This window comes from Bacillus cereus group sp. BfR-BA-01453 (assembly GCF_022662915.1).
Taxonomy (GTDB): domain Bacteria; phylum Bacillota; class Bacilli; order Bacillales; family Bacillaceae_G; genus Bacillus_A; species Bacillus_A paranthracis.
In genome coordinates, this window is the sequence record NZ_JAKUEN010000012.1 from 117,751 (window position 1) to 139,546 (window position 21,796).

The window sequence follows — 21,796 nt, forward strand, 5'->3', positions numbered from 1 at the left end:
TGCCAAGCTCATATCTTTATTTTTCCTAGGAAATATTAAATTAAACGTTGAAACGGAAGTGCATAACATCTCCGTCTTTTACGATATACTCTTTTCCTTCTAAACGAACTTTACCAGCTTCTTTTGCAGCTGTCATAGAACCGTTTGTCATTAAGTCTTCGTAAGAAACTGTTTCTGCACGAATAAATCCACGCTCAAAGTCTGTATGAATTACACCAGCACATTGTGGTGCTTTCATACCTTGTTTGAATGTCCATGCACGTACTTCTTGTACACCAGCTGTGAAATAAGTAGCAAGTCCTAATAAATCATATGCAGCACGAATTAATTGATCTAAACCAGATTCTTCAATGCCTAGTTCTTCAAGGAATACCTTTTTCTCTTCTTCGTCTAACTCAGCGATTTCTGATTCGATTTTTGCACATACAACAATTACTTGAGAATTTTCATTTGCAGCAAATTCTTTTACCATTTGTACGTATTTATTTTCAGAAGGATCGATTACATCGTCCTCGCTTACGTTTGCTACGTATAACATTTCTTTCGTTGTCAATAAATGAAGACCTTTCACAATCTTCATTTGCTCTTCTGTAAATTCAACGGTACGAGCTGGTTTTCCCTCTTCGAAAGCTTCTTTTAAACGTACTAAAATTTCATGTTCATATACTGCTTCTTTATCTTTTTGTCTTGCTAATTTCGCAACACGTTCAATACGTTTATCAACAGATTCTAAATCCGCTAAGATTAGCTCTAAGTTGATTGTTTCAATATCATCAATTGGATCTACTTTCCCTGAAACGTGCGTAATATTTTCGTCTTCAAAACAACGAACAACTTGGCAAATTGCATCTACTTGGCGAATGTGAGATAAGAATTTATTTCCTAAACCTTCGCCTTTACTAGCACCCTTTACGATACCTGCAATATCAGTAAACTCAAATACAGTCGGAACAGTTTTTTTCGGTTCTACTAATTCCGTTAATTTATTTAAACGCTCATCTGGTACTTCTACAATTCCTACGTTTGGATCAATTGTACAGAATGGATAGTTTGCAGATTCTGCTCCTGCTTGTGTAATTGCATTAAATAAAGTGGACTTCCCTACGTTAGGTAATCCAACAATCCCAGCCGTTAATCCCATATTTTTCACTCCTATGTCTCAATCTTTCATCATTATAGATAGTAACGAAAAAAATGACAAGTTTCCTCCAAACGAAAAAAAGTAACAGCTACCCACTGCAACTGTTACTTTCTCTCTATTCTTCGTGCTTCACAAGTATTTTTTTCACCTTACGATCGAACTCTCTTCGAGGAATCATTACTGAATGGTCACATCCCTCGCACTTAATGCGGATATCCATTCCCATACGAATAATCTTCCAACGATTCTCCCCACATGGGTGGGCTTTCTTCATTTCCACAACATCATACAAGTTATACTGCTTTTGCTCCATTCTCCAAACCCCTCTCCATACTAAATTGCTTTTTCACTCACTAATTCTTCACGATTATATAAAACCATACGTGGATATGGAATTTCAATACCATGTAAATCTAGACGATTTTTAATTTCTTTACGAAGTGCCCTTGCAATAACTGCATGTTGCATTGGCTCTACTTCAGCAATAACACGTAGTATAACTTCTGAAGCAGCTAATGTTTGTACACCTAACAACTGAGGTGTTGTTACCATTTGTTCATACTTTGCAGGTAATTCCTCTAATAACTCTTCAATGACTTGCTCTGCTTTTGCAATATCCGCCTCATATGAAATAGATACATCCACAAATGCTACACTATTACTTACCGAGAAGTTCGTAACTTGAACAATACTTCCATTTGGTAAAGTATGAATTTCACCTGTCCAACTTTTTACTTTTGTTGTACGAAGTCCAATTTCTAAAACGACACCTTCAAACTGCCCAATTCTTACATAGTCACCTACTGAAAATTGATCTTCTAGCAAGATAAATAATCCTGTAATAACATCTTTCACTAAACTTTGAGCACCAAATCCGACTGCTAAACCAATTACCCCAGCACCGGCTAATAAACCTGATGCATTAATATCGAACACACCTAAAATCGCAATTAACATAATAAACATAACAACGTATGCCACAATATTTTCAAGTAACTTCGCTACTGTAACTGTACGACGTTCTGAAATTTGAATTGGCGAACGACTTCCCATACGAAACGCATTTCGTACAACCGCTCTTGCAATTCGTACTACAATTGCACCAATTGTTAAAATGATACATATTTTTAATGTCGCAATTCCAATATGAGCCCAACGATCAGCATCTAATAAATACTGTTTCGTAGCATTAAACCACTTCGTTAATAAATCCATGTACCTCTACCTCTCCAGCCAAAATTTCTTTTTAGTTATCCTTCTTATTGTATCAGAAGTCTCCTAATTGCTGAAAAAATTTTATGTCTTTAATTACATTTATTAACTTCCATGCAGGTATAAAATGGAACGAATATATATATACTAGTACTATTATTTCCGTTCTCACTTAAGTTTTACAGCAAGTACGCACTTATAGTTTTCCATTTTACTCACCATATAACATATTTTGAAAATTTATTAAAAGGATGGGTGCTTCATGAATATTGGAAGTTTTCGCTTACCTTTTTTCGAAAAAGAAACTCAAAACGTTATGCACCAAGATTTAGAAGCCTCTGAGACAATTAGTAACTTCTTACTTTCCCACATCCCTATTAAGACTCATATACCAATTATTCTCGTTTGTATCGGAACAGATCGTTCTACAGGCGATGCACTCGGGCCATTAGTCGGTACGAAACTAGAACAAGTAGGAATTACAAACTTCCAAGTGTTCGGCACACTAGATGAACCAGTACATGCGCTAAATTTAGAAGAAAAAATTCAGAATATACAGAAAGATAATCCTGCTTCATTTATAATTGCGGTTGATGCTTGTTTAGGAAAATCTCAAAGTATCGGTTCCATCACTACCGGAATGGGACCTAGTAAACCCGGAGCTGCGATGAATAAGAAATTACCAGCAGTTGGTGATTTACATATTCATGGCATCGTAAATCTAAATGGTTTTATGGAGTTTTTCGTCCTGCAAAATACAAGATTAAGTTTAGTTATGAAAATGGCTGATGTAATTGCACAAAGCATAATAGAAACAGACCAAAAATTATCTGTATTAAAAAAAGCAAACCATCTATAAATAATAAGATGGTTTGCTTTTTAGTTTTGCTGCGCTAATAATTCTAAAATACGATTTAAATCTTCTTTATTGAAAAATTCAATTTCGATTTTACCTTTTTCCTTTTTTGTTTCTTTAATTTTTACCTCTGTGCCAAACTTTTCTCTTAAGAACGTTTCGCGTTCTACGAAAAATATGTTTCTCTCTTTTTTTACTTGTTTTGTTTCACGTGAAACGCGTTGATTAATCTCCTGAACAATTTTCTCTAATTGACGAACATTTAATCCTTCTTTTTCAATTCGTTTCAGTAAAGATTTCAACTGCTCTTCATCTTTTATCGTAAGTAAAGTTCTCCCATGAGCCATTGAAAGTTGACCGTTTGCAATCATATCTTGCACAAAAGAAGGGAGGCTTAATAATCGCGTATAGTTTGCAATGTAAGGTCTACTCTTACCAAGACGTTTTGCTAATTGTTCTTGCGTCACATTTAGCTCATTCATTAACATTTGATATGCCATTGCTTCTTCCATTGGATTTAAATCTTCTCGTTGTAAGTTTTCAAGCAATGCAAACTCCATCATTTGCTGTTCATTTAATTGTCTTACAACGGCAGGTACTTTTTCGAGTCCCGCCTCTTTAGCAGCACGATATCTTCTTTCACCTGCAACAATTTCATATCCTTTAATACTCTTTCTAGCAATCAATGGTTGTAATATGCCGTGCTCTTTAATAGAGGCCGATAATTCCTGAATCGCCTCTTTATTAAAGTGTTTACGTGGTTGATATGGATTCGGTCTTAATTCAGTTATCGTAATCTCCTGAATTGTCTCTTCTTCTTTCACATCTAAATCAGGAAAAAACACATTGATTCCTCTTCCTAATCCTTTAGCCACCTGCAATCACTTCCTCTGCTAAATCTATATATACTTCTGCCCCTCTTGATTTAGCGTCATACTGCATAATTGGTTTCCCATGACTTGGTGCTTCACTCAAACGAACATTACGAGGGATAATCGAACGGTATACTTTATCTCTAAAGTATTTTTTCACTTCATCTATAACCTGAATCCCTAAATTTGTACGGGCATCTAACATTGTTAGCAATACGCCTTGAATTGCTAGATTTTTATTTAAGTGCTTTTGCACAAGTCGAACTGTATTTAATAGCTGACTTAACCCTTCTAGTGCGTAATATTCGCATTGAACAGGAATAATAACAGAATCTGCTGCAGTTAATGCATTAATCGTTAATAACCCTAAGGACGGGGGACAGTCGATAATAATATAATCATATTCATCACGAACTGGCTGTAATGCCCTTTGCAAACGTACTTCCCGGGAAATAGTCGGTACCAATTCAATTTCAGCGCCTGCTAATTGAATTGTAGCGGGTAGAACATCTAAGTTTTCAGTTGCGGTTTTCTGTATAACCCCTTGAACATCTGCATCTTCCACAAGAACATTGTAAATACATTGATCTAATTCGGATTTTTCAATTCCCACACCCGTCGTTGCATTTCCTTGAGCATCAATATCTACAAGAAGGACCTTTTTACCTACTTGTGCCAATCCAGCCCCTAAATTAACAGATGTTGTTGTTTTTCCAACGCCACCCTTTTGATTGGCTATAGCAATGATTTTTCCCATGATGTCACCTACTTTCAACCTTTCTATCTTATTCTAGTAACAATTACGTTTATTGTAACATGAAATAAAAGTTTTTCTTTTACGTCCTTATTAAACTTCAAAATTTATTTGTAAACTCCTTCTTCATCTAACAAGAAAATATAGTAAAAGAGACCTATCCAATAGGATCAGGTCTCTAACACGCCATTATTATTTTTTCTTCGGAATTTGAATTGTAATTTGATAGTACTCGTCAAACTCTTCTTCCTCAGAATTAACATTTAAACCACTGTCAGCAACCATTTGTAATGACTGCCTAATTGTATTCATGGCAATTCTCGTATCTCGACTTACTGCTTTTTGCTTTGCCTTACGCTTCGGTTTTGCTTCCTCTAGTAATTTCGCAATTCGTTCCTCTGTTTGCTTTACATTCAATTGTTTCTCCACAATTTCCTGTAAAACCTTCAGTTGTAATTCCTCATTCTTTAAAGGGATGAGCGCACGGGCATGGCGTTCTGTAATACTTTTTTCTAATAACGCATTTTTTATTTCTTCAGGCAACTTTAACAATCGCAACTTATTTGCGATTGTGGATTGTCCTTTTCCGAGTCTTTGTGCCAATGCTTCTTGCGTTAAATTATGTAACTCAATTAGCTTTTGATATGCCACAGCTTCCTCGATTGCTGTTAGTTCCTCACGTTGCAAGTTTTCAATTAAAGCCACAGAAGCTGTTTCTGTATCATTTAAGTTTTTTATAATTGCAGGAACCTTTTCCCACCCTAACTTTGTTGCTGCACGGAAACGCCTTTCTCCAGCAATAATCTCGTACTTATCATCCTCATATTGCCTCACAACAATTGGCTGAATAAGTCCATGTGTACGAATCGTTAATGCTAGTTCCTCAATACGCGCGTCATCAAAAACTGTTCGTGGTTGATAACGGTTAGGGGTAATATTTACTATCGGAATTTCTTGTATTTCTTCATATACCTTTTTATCTATTTCTTCATGGCTTTCGTCTTGTAATTCGAATTCGCTCTCTTTATCTCCAAAGCCAAATAAACGAGAAAACGTATTTTTCATACATATTCCACCACCTTTAGGCCTATTGACTATTCTCCATAAAATGTTTCCTATGAAACATTTACGTTTTCATTTATATAATTTAATCTTACGTCTAATAAGATTTATTTTTCAATAGGTAATTTATTGGGTGTTCCCGGTTTGCGTGGATATTTCTTTGGTGTCTTGCGCTTTTTCTCGATTAATAAAATATTACGTTCACTTTCTTCAAACGGTAATTGGAACGTAGACATTTCTTTTAAATCTCCGCCTAGCACCTCTAAAGCATACTTGCCATTTTCAATTTCTTCGTTTGCTGCAGCACCTTTCATTGCAATGAATGTTCCCCCAACTTTTACAAGTGGTAAACACAGCTCACTTAATACTGAAAGACGTGCGACTGCACGTGCCATTACAATGTCGTACGCTTCACGTACACCTTCTTTTTTTCCAAATGTTTCAGCACGATCATGACAAAACGCGACGTCACTCAATTCCAACTTTTGTGCTAAATGATTTAAGAAATTAATACGTTTTTGCAATGAGTCTACAATCGTCACTTTTAAATGCGGGAAACAGATTTTTAAAGGAATACTTGGGAATCCAGCTCCTGCGCCAACATCACAAATTGAGAATGGTTTTGAAAAATCGTAATAAAAAGCAGCTGTAATGGAATCAAAAAAGTGTTTTAAATATACTTCCTCTTTTTCCGTAATAGCCGTTAAATTCATTTTTCCATTCCATTCTACTAATGTTTCGAAGTAGATTTCGAACTGCTCTAACTGTCTAGAAGAGAGGGTGATACCCTTCTCTTCTAGCATAGATTGAAATTGTTCTATGTTCATCTAACAATATCTCCTTACTATTTATTGGTTCGATACTCGCGCAATTTTTCCTTGTTCAATATACACAAGTAAAATGGAAATGTCCGCTGGATTTACGCCCGATATACGTGAAGCCTGCCCCACTGAAAGTGGACGAACATCTTTCAATTTCTGTCTAGCTTCTGATGCAAGGCTAGAAATCGCATCATAATCAATATCGACAGGAATTTTTTTACTTTCCATCTTTTTCATACGCTCTACTTGCTGTAAAGATTTTTCGATATATCCTTCGTACTTAATCTGAATTTCAACTTGTTCTGTAACTTCATCACTTAATTCTACTTCACTTGGTACTAAAAGATGAATATGCTCATATGTCATCTCTGGACGACGTAATAAGTCACTTGCACGTATTCCATCTTTCAATTCACTTCCACCAATATTGCGAATTAATTCTTGAACTTCAGGACGTGGTTTAATAATAATGCTACTTAAACGTTCCTTTTCCTGTTCAATTTGTAATTTTTTATTTGTAAATCGCTCATAGCGTTCTTCTTTAATTAATCCAATTTCATGACCAATTTCAGTTAAACGAAGATCCGCATTATCATGGCGTAATAATAGACGATACTCTGCACGAGACGTTAATAAACGATATGGTTCATTCGTACCTTTCGTTACAAGATCATCAATTAAGACACCAATATAAGCATCCTCACGACCTAAAATCACTTCTTTTTTACCTAAAGAACGACATGCTGCATTAATTCCGGCCATAAGCCCTTGTCCTGCCGCCTCTTCGTAACCAGAAGTTCCGTTAATTTGTCCTGCTGTATATAAATTTTTAATTTTTTTCGTTTCAAGTGTTGGCCATAGTTGCGTTGGCACAATTGCATCATATTCAATTGCATAACCTGTACGCATCATTTCAACATTTTCTAGACCAGGGATTGTTCTAAGCATATCACGCTGTACGTCTTCTGGTAAGCTTGTGGATAAACCTTGTACGTACACTTCTTGTGTGTTACGTCCTTCTGGCTCTAAGAAAATTTGATGACGCGGTTTATCATTAAACCTTACTACCTTGTCTTCAATTGAAGGACAATATCTAGGACCTGTTCCCTTAATCATACCAGAATACATAGCTGAGCGATGTAGGTTTTCATCTATTAAACGATGTGTTTCCGTACTCGTATACGTTAACCAACATGGAATTTGATCCATAATAAACTTTGTCGTTTCAAAAGAGAAAGCTCGTGGCTTATCATCACCTGGCTGAATTTCTGTTTTACTGTAATCAATCGTATTACTATTTACGCGCGGAGGTGTACCTGTTTTAAATCTAACAAGATCAAATCCAAGCTCCTCTAAATGTTCCGATAAAGTAATAGATGGTTGTTGATTATTTGGACCACTCGAATATTTTAAATCTCCCATAATAATCTCACCACGTAAAAACGTTCCAGTCGTAATTACGACTGTCTTTGCTGTATATTCAGCACCAGCTTGCGTAATTACCCCTTTACATTCGCCGTCTTCAACGATTAAACGCTCTACCATTCCTTGGAACAACGTTAAGTTTGGTGTTTCTTCAATTGTTTTCTTTAATTCATGCTGGTAAGAGAACTTATCTGCTTGTGCTCGAAGTGCGCGTACAGCTGGCCCTTTACCTGTATTTAACATACGCATTTGAATATGCGTTTTATCAATGTTGCGTCCCATTTCTCCGCCTAATGCATCAATTTCACGAACAACAATCCCTTTTGCTGGTCCACCAACAGAAGGGTTACATGGCATAAACGCTACCATATCTAAGTTAATTGTTAACATTAATGTTTTGGAGCCCATTCGTGCTGCCGCAAGACCAGCTTCACATCCTGCATGACCTGCACCGATTACTATGACATCGTATGAACCGGCATTGTATCCCATTGTTTATTCCTCCTAATAATCTCTATCTTTCTGAAACATCACTATATTATTTTCCTAAACAAAATTGAGAGAACAACTGGTCAATTAAGCTTTCATGAACGGTGTCACCAGTAATTTCACCAAGTATTTCCCACGTTCTTGTTAAATCAATCTGCACCATATCAATTGGAACACCATTTTCTATCGCCTCAATTGCATCTCCAATTGTTTTTCCTGCTTGTGTTAATAATCCAATATGTCTCGCGTTAGAAACATATGTTACATCTGCGGAATCAATTGTTCCTTCAAAGAATAAATCAGCGATTGCCGTTTCAAGCTCATCTATTCCCTGTTCCTCAATTAACGACGTTGTAATAACACGATTTCCCTCTGCCAATTCTATAACACGTTCCATATCAATTGCTTGCGGTAAATCTGTCTTATTTACAATAACAATGAAATCTTTTCCTTGTACAGCACGGAATAGATCTTCATCCTCATTCGTTAAAGCTTCGCTATAATTAACGACAACTAACACTAAATCAGCTTGACTCATCATTTCTTTTGAACGCTCTACACCAATTCGTTCAACAACATCTTCTGTTTCACGAATTCCGGCCGTATCTATAAGTTTAAGTGGTACACCACGCACATTAACGTACTCTTCAATAACATCACGAGTTGTTCCTGCAATATCAGTTACAATTGCCTTTTTCTCCTGAACGAGACTATTTAATAGCGATGATTTCCCAACATTAGGTCTACCGATGATTGCAGTAGCAATACCCTCACGTAAAATCTTTCCTTGCTTTGATGTTTCTAATATTTTTGCAATTTCAGCACGAACATGTGTAGCTTTCTCAATTAAAATATTATGTGTCATTTCTTCCACATCATCATATTCCGGGTAATCTATGTTTACCTCAACATGAGCTAACGTTTCTAATATGTCCTGACGCAGACGGCCGATTAATTTAGATAATCGTCCCTCCATTTGATTAATCGCTACGTTCATTGCACGATCTGTTTTTGCACGGATTAAGTCCATAACAGCTTCTGCTTGTGATAAATCAATACGGCCATTTAAAAAAGCACGTTTTGTAAATTCACCAGGCTCTGCTAATCTTACCCCTTGCGCTAAAATAAGCTGCAATACTTTATTTACCGAAACAAGTCCACCATGACAGTTAATTTCTACTATATTTTCACGTGTAAAAGTCCTTGGTGCACGCATAATGGACACCATTACTTCTTCAATAACCTGATTTGTATCTAAATCAACAATATGACCATAATGAATTGTATGAGAAGGAACCTCTGTTAAATCCTTCCCTTTAAAAATACGATTAACTTTTTCAACCGCATCATCCCCACTTACTCGAACAATGGCAATTGCACCCTCTCCAAGCGCTGTGGAAATCGCGGCAATTGTATCAAATTCCATGTCCTTTCACCTCACTTGCTTATTTATCTCTATTTCAACATGATTATTTTCTTCACTAAATTATTAGAATACCATAACGAACCTATCTACAAAAGAATAATAACTCATTTTATTATGTCCTCATGTAAAAAACACTAAACTTATTCACAGTGGATAAGTTTAGTGTTTTTAGTTATCCACACCTATTTTCCCCTCAAAAAAACCGGCACTCAATTGAGTAACCGGTCACTTGGAAGATATTACAACATGTCGATGTGGTTCTTTTCCTTCAGAAGTTGTAATGATATTTTGATGATTAGATAATGCTTGGTGGATAATCTTTCGTTCAAAAGATGGCATAGGCTCCAATACAACTCTTTTTTTCGTACTTACCACTTGTTTTGCTAATCGATAAGAAAGTGCTTCTAACGTAGCTTTTCTTTTACTACGATAATTTTCAGCATCTAATGTGATACCAATGTACTGCTTCGTATTACGATTCGCCACAAGTTTTGTTAAATACTGTAAAGAATTCAAGGTGTTTCCTCTTTTCCCAATTAAAACACCTACATTTTCGCCGTAAATTGTAAATTCAACTTCTCGTCCTTTTACAATTTTACTAATCTCAGCTTCCACACCCATATCGTGAATAACATTTTTTAAATATTCTTCACATTCTTGAATTGGATCTTTCTTCAATACAACTTCTACTACTGCAGGTCGGTTCCCAAATAAGCCTAAGAACCCTCTCTTACCCTCATCGATAATATTTATATATACTCGGTCTTTTGAAACATTTAATTGCCTTAAAGCATCCTGTACTGCCAGCTCGACTGTTTGTCCTTTAGCAGTAATTATACTCACTTGCTTGATCCTCCTGCCTTACTAGCCTTAATTTCCGGCCCTTTGATCAAGTACATTTGAGCGATACCAAAGATATTACCAACAACCCAGTAAAGTGATAATGCAGCTGGGAAGTTAATTGCAAAGATTAAAATCATGATTGGCATTAACCAAATCATCATTGCCATTTGCGGATTTTGACCAGCAGTTCCTGCCATAGCAAGTTTTTGCTGAATAAATGTCGTAATTGCTGCAACAATCGGTAAAATATATAACGGATCTGCTTGTCCTAAGTCGAACCATAAGAATGTATGCTTACTAATTTCTGATGTTCTCATAATCGCATGGTAAAACGCGAATAAAATAGGCATCTGAACAAAGATTGGTAAACATCCTGCTAATGGATTTACACCATTTTTTTGATACAACTGCATCATTTCTTGTTGTAGTTTTTGCTGCGTTGCTTGATCTTTAGAACTATATTTCTCTTTTAACTTCACCATTTCTGGTTGTAACGCTTGCATTGCTTTCGTACTCTTCGTTTGTTTAATCATTAATGGTAATAATGCAAAACGAATAATAAGAGTTGTAACAACAATCGCTAAACCGTAATTACTACCAAATAAGTTGGCAAAATACGTAATTAACTGAGAAAGCGGGTATACGAAGTATTCATTCCAAATTCCAGTGCTTTTTGGTGTAATTGGCTGATTTACTTCACTACAGCCAGCAGTAATCGCCATTAATGCAACAACCATGGCTAGTAAACCTAATTTCTTTTTCAAAGCCTACTCCTCCTTGTATCGGTATGTATATAGTGTAATTCATTTCCTTACGCTACTTTTTTATTCTTTTCATACCAGAGCGTTTAAAGACATGAATTAAGCTTTTCTTCAATTCTTCATATGTCATCTCTGCACAAGGCTTCCTTGCTATTATAACAAAATCTTTTCCAGAATCTATCTCATCTTTTAATTCTGTGATCGACTGGCGAATCATACGTTTAATTCGGTTACGCACTACTGCATTTCCTATTTTCTTGCTGACAGAAAGGCCAATACGAAAGTTTGGCTGCTCTTCTTTATCTAGTTGATACACAACAAATTGACGATTCGCAGTCGATTTTCCTTTTTGAAAAACCGTCTGGAATTCATCATTCTTTTTTATACGATGTTTTTTCTTCATATCAATTGACACTCCTGTAGTTCATCAGCGGAAATTCACTATTATTAGAAAAAAAGACCACTGAACGATCAGTGGTCTACGCAGATAATACTTTTCTTCCTTTACGACGACGAGCTGCTAGCACTTTACGTCCGTTCGCTGTGCTCATACGGCTGCGGAAACCATGTACTTTGCTGCGCTTACGTTTATTTGGTTGGTAAGTTCTTTTCATTATATGACACCTCCCTGAGGAATATCTGTTAAAGACAGTCTTATAAATTATAGTTAATCAACTAGGAAAATGTCAATGGTTCTAGAAATTTTCATCAAATATTCATTTTGAACCTATTCACATACTTTTTCACAGACGCTATATTTCCTTGTGGATAAATATTTTTTCTTGTTTTTTATATCCACAAACTCTTTTCGTACTTTTACACAGTATATCGTGTTGTGGACAAGTTTATTCCACAAGGTATTGATTTTGTGGATAACTTTCTTAATTTCATTGCTATAGCTACTTTTTTTTGATATTATAGTTGTGTTTTCACTTTGAATAAGTTTTCCACATCTTTATCTTATCCACAATTTGTGTATAACATGTGGACAGTTTTAATCACATGTGGGTAAATGATTATCCACATTTGCTTTTTTTGTCGAAAACCCTATCTCATATACAAACGACGTTTTTAGGTTTTAAAATACGTTTCGTATAAATATACATTTTATATTTATTTAGGTTGTACATTTGTTGCGCAACCTTATTCTTTTACCATCTTAGTAAAGGAGGGACACCTTTGGAAAACATCTCTGATTTATGGAACAGCGCCTTAAAAGAACTAGAAAAAAAGGTCAGTAAACCAAGTTATGAAACATGGTTAAAATCAACGACCGCACATAATTTAAAGAAAGATGTATTAACAATTACGGCTCCAAATGAATTCGCCCGCGATTGGCTAGAATCTCATTATTCAGAGCTAATTTCAGAAACACTTTATGATTTAACAGGGGCAAAATTAGCTATTCGCTTTATTATTCCCCAAAGTCAAGCTGAAGAGGAGATCGATCTTCCTCCTTCTAAACCGAATTCAGCACAAGATGATTCTAATCATTTACCACAGAGTATGCTAAATCCAAAATATACGTTTGATACGTTTGTTATTGGCTCTGGTAACCGTTTTGCTCACGCTGCTTCATTGGCCGTAGCCGAAGCGCCAGCTAAAGCATATAATCCCCTCTTTATTTATGGGGGAGTTGGACTTGGAAAGACCCATTTAATGCATGCAATTGGTCATTATGTAATTGAACATAACCCAAATGCCAAAGTTGTATATTTATCATCAGAAAAATTTACAAATGAATTCATTAATTCTATTCGTGATAATAAAGCTGTCGATTTTCGTAATAAATACCGCAATGTGGATGTTTTATTGATAGATGATATTCAATTTTTAGCGGGAAAAGAACAAACTCAAGAAGAGTTTTTCCATACATTCAATGCATTACACGAAGAAAGTAAACAAATTGTAATTTCCAGTGATCGGCCACCAAAAGAAATTCCAACTTTAGAAGATCGTCTTCGTTCTCGCTTTGAATGGGGACTCATTACGGATATTACGCCACCAGATTTAGAAACGCGGATTGCAATTTTGCGCAAAAAGGCAAAGGCTGAAGGACTTGATATACCAAATGAGGTCATGCTTTATATTGCAAATCAAATCGATTCAAATATTCGTGAACTAGAAGGTGCACTCATCCGAGTTGTAGCTTATTCATCTTTAATTAACAAAGATATTAATGCTGATTTAGCAGCCGAAGCACTTAAAGATATTATTCCAAATTCTAAACCAAAAATTATCTCCATTTATGATATTCAAAAAGCTGTAGGAGATGTTTATCAAGTAAAATTGGAAGATTTCAAGGCGAAAAAGCGAACGAAATCAGTTGCCTTCCCTCGCCAAATTGCAATGTATTTATCACGTGAACTGACAGACTCCTCCTTACCTAAAATAGGTGAAGAATTCGGTGGACGTGATCATACAACAGTTATCCATGCTCATGAAAAAATTTCTAAGCTACTTAAGACGGATACGCAATTACAAAAGCAAGTTGAAGAAATTAACGATATTTTAAAGTAGTAGCTGAATAGTGTGAATAACTTTCCTTGTTTTACGCACAGTCTATCCACATGTAGATAGACTGTTTTTACATCCTTTAACAGGGTTATCCACATATCCACAAGCCCTATTACTATTACTACTATTTTTTATCTTTATTAATTAAATAAAATCTTATACTTACCGGAGGTTTTTCTTTATGCGTTTTACAATACAAAAAGACTATCTTGTAAGAAGTGTACAAGATGTAATGAAGGCTGTTTCTTCTCGTACAACAATTCCGATCCTTACGGGGATTAAAGTTGTCGCTACGGAAGAAGGAGTTACATTAACAGGAAGCGATGCTGATATTTCAATTGAATCTTTCATTCCAGTTGAAGAGAATGGAAAAGAAATCGTAGAAGTGAATCAATCAGGAAGTATTGTTTTACAGGCTAAATATTTTAGTGAAATTGTAAAGAAGTTGCCTAAAGAAACTGTAGAAATTTCTGTGGAAAATCATTTGATGACAAAAATAACTTCTGGAAAATCAGAGTTTAATTTAAATGGTTTAGATTCTGCAGAATATCCATTGTTACCACAAATTGAAGAACATCATGTTTTTAAGATTCCAACGGATTTACTTAAACATATGATTAGACAAACTGTATTTGCAGTTTCCACTTCTGAAACAAGACCAATCTTGACAGGTGTAAACTGGAAGGTATATAACAGCGAACTAACTGGCATTGCTACAGATAGTCACAGACTAGCTCTTCGAAAAGCAAAAATCGAAGGCATTGCAGATGAGTTCCAAGCAAATGTTGTTATTCCAGGAAAAAGTTTAAATGAATTAAGCAAAATTCTAGATGAGTCTGAAGAAATGGTAGATATCGTTATTACGGAGTATCAAGTATTATTCCGTACAAAACATTTATTATTCTTCTCAAGATTGTTAGAAGGAAATTACCCTGATACAACTCGCTTAATTCCAGCGGAGAGCAAAACAGATATTTTTGTAAATACAAAAGAATTTTTACAAGCAATTGATCGTGCATCTCTTTTAGCAAGAGATGGTCGTAATAATGTTGTAAAATTATCAACTTTAGAGCAAGCAATGCTAGAAATTTCCTCGAATTCACCAGAAATCGGAAAAGTAGTAGAAGAAGTTCAATGTGAAAAAGTAGATGGAGAAGAGTTAAAAATATCTTTTAGTGCAAAATATATGATGGATGCACTAAAAGCATTAGATAGTACTGAAATTAAGATTAGCTTTACTGGAGCAATGAGACCATTCTTAATTCGTACAGTAAATGATGAATCCATTATTCAATTAATTTTACCGGTTCGTACTTACTAAGTAAGAAATAAGGGTTGCTAGTTTTCAGATGCTAGTAGCCCTTATTTGATTTTTGGGTATTACTTTCCTAATGCTAGTTTATTTAGTACAATGAAAGAATGAACACTTTCAGAAAGTGAGCGATTTTATGAAACGTATTAAAATTTCAACAGAGTATATTACACTAGGGCAATTTTTAAAGTTAGCCGATGTAATTGATACAGGTGGCGCTGTAAAATGGTTTTTACAAGAATATGAAGTGTACGTGAATCAAGAACTTGAAAATAGAAGAGGTCGCAAACTATATGCGAACGATATTATTGAAATTCCAGGAAGCGGAAGTTTCCAAGTTCAGTCATAAAGGGGGAGCCCTTTGTTTATTTCAGAAATACAATTAAAAAACTATCGCAATTATGAAAAGTTAGAGCTTTCCTTTGAAGATAAGGTAAATGTAATTATCGGCGAGAATGCGCAAGGGAAAACGAATTTGATGGAAGCTATTTATGTTTTAGCGATGGCGAAATCTCATAGAACCTCTAATGATCGCGAGCTTATCCGTTGGGATGAAGATTTCGGTCAAATTAAAGGAAAGCTACAAAAGAGAAATAGTTCTTTGTCTTTGGAATTAAATATCTCGAAAAAAGGTAAAAAGGCAAAATTAAATCAACTTGAACAACAAAAACTGAGTCAATATATTGGCGTGATGAATGTTGTCATGTTTGCCCCAGAAGATTTAAATCTTGTAAAAGGAAGCCCTCAAGTAAGAAGACGCTTTTTAGATATGGAATTAGGCCAAATAGCTCCGGTCTATTTGTATGAATTGAGTCAATATCAAAAGGTGCTCACACAACGAAATCACTTGCTAAAAAAGATGCAAGGGAATAGTAAGAATGAGGAAACGATGTTGGATGTATTTACACTTCAACTTATTGAGCATGGTACAAAAATTTTGCAAAAACGCTTTGAATTTTTGCATTTACTACAAGAATGGGCAGCTCCAATTCATCGTGGTATAAGCCGTGGGTTAGAAGAATTAGAAATTGTCTATAAACCGAGTGTAGATGTATCAGAATCAATGGATTTGTCGAAAATAAAAGAAGTATACTATGAAAGTTTTCAATCCGTGAAACAACGTGAAATTTTCCGTGGTACGACTTTAATTGGTCCTCATCGTGATGATTTACAATTCTTCGTTAATAGTAAAAATGTTCAAGTCTTTGGTTCGCAAGGACAACAACGAACGACCGCACTGTCCCTAAAATTAGCTGAAATTGAATTGATTTACTCAGAAGTTAAAGAATATCCGATTCTTCTATTGGATGATGTATTATCAGAATTAGATGATTATCGTCAATCGCATCTGTTAAATACAATTCAAGGAAAAGTGCAAACATTTGTGACAACGACGAGTGTCGACGGAATTGAACACGAAACATTAAAAGAAGCGAAAACAATTCATGTAACGAACGGCACGGTAGATTGTGAAATAGATAGGGCGTAATCCCTGTTTAAATGGAAAAGTAGGTGATCTTTGTGTCAATGGAACAAAAGCAAATGCAAGAAAATTCATATGATGAAAGTCAAATACAGGTACTTGAAGGGCTAGAAGCAGTTCGAAAACGCCCTGGTATGTATATTGGATCTACAAGCGGAAAAGGACTTCACCATCTTGTATGGGAAATCGTCGATAATAGTATTGATGAGGCACTTGCAGGGTACTGTGATGAAATTAACGTTAGTATCGAAGAAGATAATAGTATTCGTGTAACGGATAATGGACGTGGTATTCCAGTTGGTATACAAGAAAAAATGGGACGTCCTGCTGTAGAAGTTATTATGACCGTTCTTCATGCTGGTGGTAAGTTTGGCGGCGGCGGTTATAAAGTTTCTGGTGGTTTGCATGGTGTTGGGGCATCTGTAGTAAATGCCCTATCAACAGAACTAGAGGTATTTGTACATCGTGAAGGTAAAATCCATTATCAAAAATACGAAAGAGGTATTCCGGTTGCGGATTTAAAAGTCATTGGTGACACAGATCAAACAGGAACGATGACTCGATTTAAACCAGATCCAGAAATTTTTCAGGAAACAACAGTATACGAATTTGATACGCTCGCAACTCGTATGCGTGAATTAGCATTTTTAAATCGTAATATTAAATTAACAATTGAAGATAAACGTGAACATAAGCAAAAGAAAGAATTCCATTATGAAGGTGGAATTAAATCATACGTCGAGCATTTAAATCGCTCAAAACAACCAATCCATGAAGAACCTGTATACGTAGAAGGATCAAAAGATGGTATTCAAGTTGAGGTTTCCTTACAGTATAACGAAGGATATACAAATAATATTTACTCATTTACGAATAACATTCATACGTATGAAGGTGGAACACATGAAGTAGGGTTTAAAACAGCTTTAACTCGTGTGATTAACGATTATGGACGTAAAAATAGTATTTTAAAAGATGCAGACAGTAACTTAACGGGTGAGGATGTTCGTGAAGGTTTAACTGCAATTGTATCAATTAAACATCCAAACCCACAATTTGAAGGACAAACGAAGACGAAACTTGGGAATAGTGAAGCAAGAACGATTACAGAGTCTGTGTTTTCAGAGGCATTTGAAAAGTTCTTACTAGAAAACCCGAATGTTGCACGAAAAATCGTAGAAAAAGGTACGATGGCAGCACGTGCACGTGTTGCAGCGAAAAAAGCACGTGAATTGACACGCCGCAAGAGCGCATTAGAAGTTTCAAGTTTACCTGGTAAATTAGCAGATTGCTCTTCGAAAGATCCAGCAATTAGTGAAATTTACATTGTAGAGGGTGACTCTGCCGGTGGATCAGCAAAACAAGGGCGTGATCGTCACTTCCAAGCGATTTTACCGCTAAAAGGTAAAATTATTAACGTTGAAAAAGCAAGATTGGATAAAATTTTATCTAACGATGAAGTGCGTACAATTATTACTGCAATTGGTACGAACATTGGCGGCGATTTTGATATCGAGAAAGCTCGTTATCATAAAGTTATTATTATGACGGATGCCGACGTAGATGGTGCGCATATTCGTACCCTATTATTAACGTTCTTCTATCGTTATATGCGTCAAATTATTGAACACGGTTATATCTATATTGCACAGCCACCGTTGTTTAAAATACAACAAGGTAAAAAAATTCAATATGCTTATAATGAAAAAGAGCTTGAAAAGATTTTAGCTGAATTACCAGCTCAACCTAAACCTGGTATCCAACGTTACAAAGGTTTAGGAGAAATGAACCCAACCCAGCTTTGGGAAACAACAATGGACCCAGAAGTGCGTTCATTACTCCAAGTTTCCCTTCAAGATGCAATTGAAGCAGATGAAACATTTGAAATTTTAATGGGGGATAAAGTAGAGCCACGTCGTAACTTTATCCAAGAAAATGCAAAATACGTGAAAAACCTTGATATTTAAATGAGTAATGACAGGAATCTGAGTATTCCTGTCTTCTACATATAAATCAATGTATGTGTAACGGAAATGTAAGAGGAGGTGCTCGTTGATGTCAGACAATCAACAACAAGCACGAATTCGAGAAATTAATATTAGTCATGAAATGCGTACCTCATTTTTAGATTACGCAATGAGTGTTATCGTATCTCGTGCATTACCAGATGTTCGTGATGGATTAAAACCTGTGCATCGTAGGGTTTTATATGCGATGAATGATTTAGGAATTACAGCTGATAAAGCGTATAAGAAATCAGCACGTATTGTTGGTGAAGTAATCGGTAAGTATCACCCTCATGGTGATTCAGCTGTTTATGAAACAATGGTACGTATGGCGCAAGATTTCAGTCAACGTTATATGCTTGTTGATGGGCATGGTAACTTTGGATCTGTCGATGGAGATTCAGCGGCAGCAATGCGTTATACAGAAGCAAGAATGTCTAAAATCTCTATGGAATTAATACGTGATATTTCAAAAAATACGATTGATTATCAAGATAACTACGATGGTTCTGAAAGAGAGCCGATTGTATTACCAGCGCGCTTTCCTAATTTACTAGTAAATGGTACGACAGGTATTGCAGTTGGTATGGCAACGAATATTCCGCCGCATCAACTTGGCGAAGTAATTGATGGCGTATTGGCATTAAGTCATAATCCCGATATTACTATTGCAGAATTAATGGAGTGCATTCCAGGACCAGATTTCCCGACGGCAGGTTTAATTTTAGGAAGAAGTGGTATTCGTAGAGCTTATGAAACAGGACGCGGTTCTATTATACTTCGTGCTAAAGTTGAAATTGAAGAGAAGTCAAATGGCAAACAATCTATTATCGTAACGGAACTACCTTATCAAGTAAATAAGGCGCGATTAATTGAAAAAATTGCAGAATTAGTTCGCGATAAGAAAATTGAAGGTATTACAGATTTACGTGATGAATCAGATCGAAATGGTATGCGTATTGTTATGGAAGTACGTCGTGATGCCAATGCTAATGTATTATTAAACAACTTATATAAACATACAGCACTTCAAACAAGTTTCGGTATTAACATGCTGTCTCTTGTAAATGGAGAGCCACAAGTGCTGAACTTAAAACAAAATTTATATCATTACTTGGAACATCAAAAGGTAGTAATTCGTAGACGTACAGCTTATGAACTAGAAAAAGCAGAAGCGCGTGCTCATATTTTAGAAGGATTACGAATTGCCTTAGATCATCTGGATGAAGTTATTACATTAATTCGTAGTTCGAAAACAGCGGAAATTGCAAAGCAAGGTTTAATGGAACGTTTCGGCTTAAGTGAAAAACAAGCGCAAGCTATTTTAGATATGCGTTTGCAACGTTTAACAGGTTTAGAACGCGAAAAGATTGAACAAGAATATCAGGACTTAATGAAGTTAATCGCTGAATTAAAAGCAATCTTAGCAGATGAAGAAAAGGTTCTTGAGATTATTCGTGAAGAATTAACGGAAGTAAAAGAGCGCTTCAATGATAAGAGACGCACAGAAATTACAATTGGTGGTATGGAGTCTATTGAAGATGAAGACTTGATTCCAGAACAAAATATCGCCATTACGTTAACTCATAATGGTTATATTAAGAGGTTACCAGCTTCCACGTATAAAACACAGAACCGTGGTGGACGTGGTGTGCAAGGAATGGGGACAAATGATGATGATTTCGTAGAGCATTTATTAACTACTTCTACGCATGATCATATTCTATTCTTCACTAATAAGGGGAAAGTATACCGTACGAAAGGATATGAAATCCCAGAGTATAGTCGTACAGCGAAAGGTATACCTATTATTAACCTATTAGGTGTAGATAAGGGTGAATGGATTAACGCCATTATTCCAATTCGTGAATTTGGTGACGATGAATTCTTATTCTTCACAACAAAACAAGGTATCTCTAAGAGAACACCACTTTCATCATTTGCAAATATCCGTACGAATGGCTTAATTGCAATCTCTCTTCGTGAAGAGGATGAAGTAATATCTGTACGTTTAACATCTGGTGATAAGGATATTATTGTAGGAACAAGCAATGGTATGTTAATTCGTTTTAACGAGCAAGATGTGCGTTCTATGGGACGTAACGCGGCTGGTGTAAAAGCAATTACATTAGGTGAAGAAGATCAAGTTGTAGGTATGGAAATTGTCGAAGAGGATGTAAATGTTTTAATTGTAACGAAAAATGGTTATGGAAAACGTACGCCGATTGATGAATACCGTCTACAAAGCCGTGGTGGTAAAGGTCTGAAGACTTGTAATATTACAGATAAAAACGGGAAATTAGTAGCTGTTAAATCTGTAACAGGTGATGAAGATATTATGTTAATTACAGCAGCGGGTGTTATTATTCGTATGCCAGTTGATCAAATCTCTCAAATGGGACGTAATACACAAGGTGTTCGTCTAATTCGATTAGAGGATGAGCAAGAGGTAGCGACAGTAGCAAAAGCACAAAAAGATGATGAGGAAGAAACGAGCGAAGAGGTTTCTTCAGAAGAATAAGAGGGGAGATATCTCCCCTCTTTATTTTTTTATAATAATACTTGCATAGGGACGGGAAAGCCTATATAATAGGCAGAGTCAGCAAATGAGAGATATAAGTTATCGAAAAAACTTGTTGACGAAAACAATATACTATGATATATTATAAAAGTCGCTGAAACGCGATGTTGAACTTTGAAAACTAAACGAAACAAACAACGTGAAACGTCAATTTTTATTTTAGATGCTAGACAAACTAACTTTATTGGAGAGTTTGATCCTGGCTCAGGATGAACGCTGGCGGCGTGCCTAATAC

General features: G+C 35.7%; 20 protein-coding genes. 7 read left to right on the plus strand and 13 right to left on the minus strand.

What is annotated here, in order from left to right; all coding sequences use genetic code 11:
• Nucleotides 1–40: 40 nt before the first annotated feature.
• From ychF to MR070_RS20795, 3 genes are all read right to left on the minus strand, one after another.
• On the minus strand, nt 41–1,141 hold the full coding sequence (gene ychF / locus MR070_RS20785; protein WP_000524669.1) for a redox-regulated ATPase YchF: 1,101 nt from the start codon (nt 1,139–1,141) through the stop codon (nt 41–43).
• A gap of 115 nt (nt 1,142–1,256) precedes the next feature.
• Nucleotides 1,257–1,454 carry a DUF951 domain-containing protein gene (locus tag MR070_RS20790; protein ID WP_000436051.1) on the minus strand — a complete coding sequence of 66 codons (198 nt, stop codon included), beginning with the start codon at nt 1,452–1,454 and terminating at the stop codon, nt 1,257–1,259.
• A 20-nt stretch (nt 1,455–1,474) separates the two neighbouring features.
• A complete protein-coding gene (locus tag MR070_RS20795) occupies nt 1,475–2,356 on the minus strand; it encodes a mechanosensitive ion channel family protein (RefSeq protein WP_138320638.1) in 882 nt (293 codons plus the stop codon).
• Between the two features lie 259 nt (nt 2,357–2,615).
• Between MR070_RS20795 and yyaC the strand changes: the two genes are divergently transcribed.
• The gene (gene yyaC, locus MR070_RS20800) at nt 2,616–3,212 is read left to right on the plus strand and encodes a spore protease YyaC (RefSeq protein WP_242261940.1); all 597 of its coding nucleotides are present in this window, start codon (nt 2,616–2,618) and stop codon (nt 3,210–3,212) included.
• Nucleotides 3,213–3,232: 20 nt separating this feature from the next.
• Here yyaC and spo0J read toward each other — a convergent pair whose 3' ends face one another.
• The 10 genes from spo0J to rpmH form a co-directional block, all read right to left on the minus strand.
• Nucleotides 3,233–4,084, minus strand: a complete 852-nt coding sequence (gene spo0J, locus MR070_RS20805) for a stage 0 sporulation protein Spo0J (protein ID WP_001051838.1) — start codon at nt 4,082–4,084, stop codon at nt 3,233–3,235.
• Nucleotides 4,077–4,838: a sporulation initiation inhibitor protein Soj gene (soj, locus tag MR070_RS20810; protein WP_000516114.1), complete on the minus strand. Its 762-nt coding sequence runs from the start codon at nt 4,836–4,838 to the stop codon at nt 4,077–4,079. Before soj ends, spo0J begins: the two co-directional genes overlap by 8 nt.
• A 189-nt stretch (nt 4,839–5,027) precedes the next feature.
• Nucleotides 5,028–5,900 carry a nucleoid occlusion protein gene (noc, locus tag MR070_RS20815; protein WP_000799023.1) on the minus strand — a complete coding sequence of 291 codons (873 nt, stop codon included), beginning with the start codon at nt 5,898–5,900 and terminating at the stop codon, nt 5,028–5,030.
• A gap of 104 nt (nt 5,901–6,004) precedes the next feature.
• The gene (gene rsmG / locus MR070_RS20820) at nt 6,005–6,724 is read right to left on the minus strand and encodes a 16S rRNA (guanine(527)-N(7))-methyltransferase RsmG (RefSeq protein WP_242261941.1); all 720 of its coding nucleotides are present in this window, start codon (nt 6,722–6,724) and stop codon (nt 6,005–6,007) included.
• A 21-nt stretch (nt 6,725–6,745) separates the two neighbouring features.
• The gene (gene mnmG / locus MR070_RS20825) at nt 6,746–8,635 is read right to left on the minus strand and encodes a tRNA uridine-5-carboxymethylaminomethyl(34) synthesis enzyme MnmG (RefSeq protein ID WP_000541033.1); all 1,890 of its coding nucleotides are present in this window, start codon (nt 8,633–8,635) and stop codon (nt 6,746–6,748) included.
• 46 nt (nt 8,636–8,681) lie between these two features.
• Nucleotides 8,682–10,058 (minus strand): tRNA uridine-5-carboxymethylaminomethyl(34) synthesis GTPase MnmE, encoded by a 1,377-nt coding sequence (mnmE, locus tag MR070_RS20830; RefSeq protein WP_000393775.1) that lies wholly within the window; start codon nt 10,056–10,058, stop codon nt 8,682–8,684.
• A gap of 225 nt (nt 10,059–10,283) precedes the next feature.
• A complete protein-coding gene (gene jag / locus MR070_RS20835) occupies nt 10,284–10,901 on the minus strand; it encodes an RNA-binding cell elongation regulator Jag/EloR (protein ID WP_000022810.1) in 618 nt (205 codons plus the stop codon).
• Entirely contained in the window at nt 10,898–11,665 is a 768-nt protein-coding gene (gene spoIIIJ, locus MR070_RS20840; RefSeq protein WP_242261942.1) for a YidC family membrane integrase SpoIIIJ, read from the minus strand. Before spoIIIJ ends, jag begins: the two co-directional genes overlap by 4 nt.
• A 52-nt stretch (nt 11,666–11,717) precedes the next feature.
• On the minus strand, nt 11,718–12,065 hold the full coding sequence (gene rnpA / locus MR070_RS20845; protein ID WP_000726629.1) for a ribonuclease P protein component: 348 nt from the start codon (nt 12,063–12,065) through the stop codon (nt 11,718–11,720).
• Between the two features lie 76 nt (nt 12,066–12,141).
• Nucleotides 12,142–12,276 (minus strand): 50S ribosomal protein L34, encoded by a 135-nt coding sequence (gene rpmH / locus MR070_RS20850; RefSeq protein ID WP_000831901.1) that lies wholly within the window; start codon nt 12,274–12,276, stop codon nt 12,142–12,144.
• 565 nt (nt 12,277–12,841) lie between these two features.
• Here rpmH and dnaA point away from each other — a divergent pair.
• The 6 genes from dnaA (at nt 12,842) to gyrA (ending at nt 21,501) form a co-directional block, all read left to right on the plus strand.
• Nucleotides 12,842–14,182, plus strand: coding sequence for a chromosomal replication initiator protein DnaA (dnaA, locus tag MR070_RS20855; protein WP_000428025.1), 1,341 nt, complete (start codon nt 12,842–12,844; stop codon nt 14,180–14,182).
• Between the two features lie 178 nt (nt 14,183–14,360).
• Nucleotides 14,361–15,500 (plus strand): DNA polymerase III subunit beta, encoded by a 1,140-nt coding sequence (gene dnaN / locus MR070_RS20860; protein ID WP_001212896.1) that lies wholly within the window; start codon nt 14,361–14,363, stop codon nt 15,498–15,500.
• Between the two features lie 127 nt (nt 15,501–15,627).
• The gene (gene yaaA / locus MR070_RS20865; protein WP_000821367.1) at nt 15,628–15,840 is read left to right on the plus strand and encodes a S4 domain-containing protein YaaA; all 213 of its coding nucleotides are present in this window, start codon (nt 15,628–15,630) and stop codon (nt 15,838–15,840) included.
• A gap of 12 nt (nt 15,841–15,852) precedes the next feature.
• Nucleotides 15,853–16,980: a DNA replication/repair protein RecF gene (gene recF, locus MR070_RS20870; RefSeq protein WP_000470750.1), complete on the plus strand. Its 1,128-nt coding sequence runs from the start codon at nt 15,853–15,855 to the stop codon at nt 16,978–16,980.
• Nucleotides 16,981–17,018: 38 nt separating this feature from the next.
• Complete coding sequence (gyrB, locus tag MR070_RS20875; RefSeq protein WP_242261943.1) at nt 17,019–18,941, plus strand: DNA topoisomerase (ATP-hydrolyzing) subunit B; 1,923 nt, start codon at nt 17,019–17,021, stop codon at nt 18,939–18,941.
• Between the two features lie 88 nt (nt 18,942–19,029).
• Entirely contained in the window at nt 19,030–21,501 is a 2,472-nt protein-coding gene (gene gyrA / locus MR070_RS20880) for a DNA gyrase subunit A (RefSeq protein ID WP_001282850.1), read from the plus strand.
• The last annotated feature ends 295 nt before the right edge of the window (nt 21,502–21,796 follow it).